Below are 4,387 nucleotides of genomic sequence, written 5' to 3'. Positions count from 1 at the left end.
TAGAGGAGCCAGCGTTTAAACGAACTACTACATAGAAAGCTTTAGTTGCAGCTAAAGCCTGGGTCTCACATTACCCGATTGGAGTGCTTATTAGCCATACAATCTGTTTAAGAATGATTCGCAACGCTTGGCACCTTTGCTATGCGTTGCGTTTTGTGTTTAAGGTAGTCTGCGGTGGCATCGGTATTGCGTTGCTCACACCTTAACAGGGCTACATGTGACAAAGTGTTCGAGCACCTATGCCTATCTAGGCGCAACTTACTAAGGAATCAGATTTTGAAAAAAATAATATTACATGTGTTCTTAATGCTATTCGTATCGGCTAAGGCGATTGCTGCGACACCTGTCGATCTCAGTAATTATAAAGTTGCTGAGTCTGATGTAGCTTTTGGGAACATTACAAAACTAGCGGAAATAAATACCTTCTTTCATTTTCCTGTGGGAGAGTTCGATTTAAACAATCAAACCGTCGTTCGTATGAACCAGGATACAACCTATAGCGGAGCTATAGTCAATGTTTCTAAAGGAGCGTCAATTACATTACCAGAAACCAATGGTCGTTATATGTCTGCTATGGTCGTTCAAAATGACCATTACATCGACCAGGTTTTTACTACACCGGGAACACATGAAATCAAGGCTGACACCGACTTTGTTATGGTTGCCGTTCGCACCCGAATTAATCCTAACGACCCTGAAGATATTGCCCAGGTTCAGGCTTTGCAGAAGCAAATAGCGATTTCGGCTGAAGCAACGGAACCACATGTATTGCCAGAGTACGATATGGAGCAACTCATTGCACTTAGAGACAAACTGGCGGCTGAGGCAGCCCAAAAAGGTTCTCTAAATAATATGCAAGGCGCTCGTGGAACTGTCGATGAACATATGCACCTATTAGGTACTGCAGCTGGCTGGGGGCTATTGCCAGATGAGAATGCACGATACCTATCCTACGCGCAGCAAGACGGTAAAGGTTGCTTCACGGCAAATTACAAAGTTCCACCTTTCAATACAGGCGGTTTCTTCTCTATTACTATGTACAACGCTGATGGCTGGATATTTGACAAGAAAGCTATTCTGAATGAGTACAATATCGATTTTAATAGTGACGGAACTTTTGACGTGAACTTTGGAGGCTGTGGTGAATCAGCCAAGAACAATCTTCCAATAGTAGATGGCTGGAATTTCCTCATGCGCATCTATGAGCCTGATTTAGAAAGTCTGGATAAGTACACGATGCCAACGCCGAGCAAAGTCAAGTGAGCGTTGAAAAAATCACATAACAAACGCATGCAGTCGGACCAAATGCCCGCTACGCGGCCATTTGGTCGCTGATGCAAGGCGTTAGTTGGTACCGCTAATAAGAGTAATATTTTATTGTAAGCGCGGTGTATTCTAAATTGGCTTTGCATGTGTTTCGCTCAGTTTTCGCCATTCACTTTTAGGTGATAACCAGCGAAAATCAGCCTCATTTGTCAATTTAAGGTTTAGTGTGTTCGCTTCAATGAGTTTAATTGAGTGGCTCAAAGTTCAACTTTTTGTACGTAGCGGTACTGGGTGCTTTTTAATTCTCATTTCTACTCATTAAATTCATGTGTTGTTGGTAAGGTAAATATGTTTAACTATCAACAACTAACAAGGCATTCAAACGGAGAAAAAACAGTTGGTTGTTTTCACTCCGTTCAACATTTTAACCAACAATTTTTTGCCACTTAATGAGGCTACATGGATTCCCCCGGTTGTCAAACATCCGCTAAACTTATGTTGATGGGTTTTGGACTGCCGCTCTACATTCGGCCTACTTATCGACGATTCGCATACGTCGTGGCCCTGATGACTTTGCGCGACTGCGGTGCCTTATTCGTTAGATGACATCTAGTGTGTCCGCCGCATTAACAGGCTCTCCGCAAGTGGTCTTAACCTATCTCCATCATTAGCGTCTGCAATGACCCGGTGGGTTTAACTCTTTATGCTGCTTAAGTTTCTACTTAAGCAGCATAGTTTTCATATTCTGTTTGATTGTGTAAAAGCGACCATATAATTCGTGCGTTCTTCGCGGCAAGTGCCACTATCGCTCGGTTCATACCTCTTCGTTCCAGAACGCCGCGACACCACTGACTTAACTTATCTTGCTTGTCGCCAAGGTTGGCAATCACGGTCCTTGCGCCATGAACTAATAGTGTTCGTAAGTATTTATCACCGTGTTTGGTTATTCGGCCTAAGCGAGGTTTTCCTCCTGTGGAATATTGCTTTGGTACGAGTCCTAGCCAAGCAGAGAAATCACGGCTTTTATCAAATTGAGAACCATTGCCTATCGAAGCAAGTATCGCAGTAGCGGTTTGCGGCCCAATACCTCGAACTTTCATCACTCGTTGAACATTAGCGCTGACCTTAGCAAAAGAGTCGAAGACTTGTTCAGTATCGGCGATACGTTGATTCAACTCTCCAAGGTGGTGATAAGCATCGGCAATCACCGTTCTTGCGAGATGTGGCAGTTCATTTTCTGCATCTTCAAGCATTAAGGGAATCTGTTTCATCAATGAAGAGCGACCAACGGGAATGATCAACCCGAACTCAGAAAGTAGGGCGCGCATGCGATTCATAAGCGCGGTGCGTTCACGAACCCAATGCTCTCTCATTCTATGTACCGATAAGATGGCTTGTTGCTCGGGGGATTTTACGGGTACAAAGCGAGTTGATGGACGCTGAACAGCTTCGCAGATAGCGACTGCATCATTAAGGTCGTTCTTCCCTTTAGTTCGATAAGGAACCACGTATTTAACGGCCATGATACGGACGTCATGCCCAAGTTTATTGAGTGTTCTTGCCCAATAATGTGCACCACCACACGCTTCAACGCCTATACGCATGAGTGGCATATTTGCTATTGTACTCAGTAGTTTAGAGCGAGTTACCGACTTATGAAGTATGACCTTACCATTTTGGTCTACGGCATGAAGACTAAAGTGGTTTTTAGCTAGGTCTATACCGCAGAAATAAGAATAATCAGACATGGTGCCTCCGATGCATTTAAGTACCACATAAGTGTGGCAGATCCTCGGTAGGGGGAATCCATGTCATTCGTTAGTTGCTATTGGCCGTAGCATGTATTCAATTGGAAATTATGAGAGTTAAGAAATGGAAGATAGTGACATTATTGATCTAACTGTTGAAACGTTAGATACGATAAAAACTTTACTCAATGAAACGACATATCAAGGTTTAGGTGGTGAAATTCAAGTTCACTATAGTATGACTCCTGATTTTTTAGCATGGGCTTCCGTTTCGTCAAAACCTTGTGAAGCTCCAATGCATTATGTAAATCTAACATATGAGATGGCAGTCGTTTTATATCGTGATGTTGAAGAATACTACGATTATATTGAAAGTGGAGTCGATAACCCTAAATTGGACATTTTATTCCCAGAAGTAGACTATCCAAAGAGTTTATCTACCCAATCCTCTAAAGAAGAATGCTGTAAGAATATGTTCATAAGTGCTTTAACGTGGGTGTTTTATCATGAACTTGGACACTTAGTGCAAGAGCATGGAGAAGTACGCCAAAACTATGGATGTAGCACCGGAACAGATGTAATCGATTGTTCAGTTGATTCCACTGAGCCACTAGAAGGGAAGGCTAGTGCAGTTTCTCATGTTACCGAAATCGCTGCGGATTTCTTTGCTACCTATTGTTGCTTAATGGCGTTGTTACAACACTTCAAGGGAGCCCGCTTTGAAGAAGAACTTAGAGCTTTCTCTGCTGCATTGGCTTTAGTTCTTTACAGATTTCATGGTACTCGACCAATTGAAGCAGTAACAGAGCCTATAGGTACACATCCAGATCCGTTAGTTAGACTAGAGCAAACTCAGCCTTTAATTGTTGAGCTTCTTTCAAAATTGGATTTGAAAAAAGAATTAGGTTCCGATTTAACTCGAAACGATTTAGTTTACCTAACTGGTTGGGCGAGTTATTCCATAGGTATATTTTGGCTAAGAAAGAATCATATTACAGATATACCGGATTATTACTTTATCTCGGGTAGTTTGCAGCGACCGGGGATGCTTTCCTATCACCGTTGTCTACTTGATGTTTGGGATGAGATAAAGCCGGAAATTGATAAAATCAAAAGGCTAGATAGCGATTACTCTGAGTTTAGATTTAGTGATCAATATCGTGAAACGCTATTAGAACTAGATAAAACTGAAACTAGCAACTAACAAATAATTTAAGAGTGATTCAGCACGCTTGGCATTTTTGGTTTGGTTTTAGATCTGTGTTTACGATGGTCAAATAAAGTGCTGTGGTCGCGTGCTTCACACCTTAATTGGGCTACATGGACTCCCTCTTTTGTCAACAATAGCTCCCACTGACAACAGTGGATCGGAC

At 42.3% G+C, this 4,387-nt stretch carries 3 protein-coding genes; 2 read left to right on the top strand and 1 reads right to left on the bottom strand.

Annotation, left to right across the window (positions count from 1 at the left end; genetic code table 11):
- Positions 1-276: 276 nt before the first annotated feature.
- Positions 277-1,263 (top strand): DUF1254 domain-containing protein, encoded by a 987-nt coding sequence (locus tag AB4503_RS25130; RefSeq protein ID WP_017064049.1) that lies wholly within the window; start codon positions 277-279, stop codon positions 1,261-1,263.
- A gap of 725 nt (positions 1,264-1,988) precedes the next feature.
- Here AB4503_RS25130 and AB4503_RS25125 read toward each other — a convergent pair.
- Entirely contained in the window at positions 1,989-3,014 is a 1,026-nt protein-coding gene (locus tag AB4503_RS25125) for an IS110 family transposase (protein ID WP_372115889.1), read from the bottom strand.
- A 124-nt stretch (positions 3,015-3,138) separates the two neighbouring features.
- On the opposite strand from AB4503_RS25125, the gene AB4503_RS25120 reads away from it, so the two are divergent.
- A complete protein-coding gene (locus tag AB4503_RS25120; protein ID WP_372115888.1) occupies positions 3,139-4,218 on the top strand; it encodes a hypothetical protein in 1,080 nt (359 codons plus the stop codon).
- The last annotated feature ends 169 nt before the right edge of the window (positions 4,219-4,387 follow it).

The organism is Vibrio sp. 10N.222.55.B11 (assembly GCF_041473705.1).
GTDB classification, from domain to species: Bacteria; Pseudomonadota; Gammaproteobacteria; order Enterobacterales; family Vibrionaceae; genus Vibrio; species Vibrio crassostreae_C.
The sequence above is the reverse complement of the archived record's forward strand: the minus strand, read 5'-3'. Positions and strand labels throughout refer to the sequence as shown.

Excerpts from the sequence above, each read along its gene's own strand:
- AB4503_RS25120 (WP_372115888.1), top strand. The coding sequence starts at position 3,139 with ATGGAAGATAGTGACATTATTGATCTAACTGTTGAAACGTTAGATACG.
- AB4503_RS25125 (WP_372115889.1), bottom strand. The coding sequence starts at position 3,014 with ATGTCTGATTATTCTTATTTCTGCGGTATAGACCTAGCTAAAAACCAC.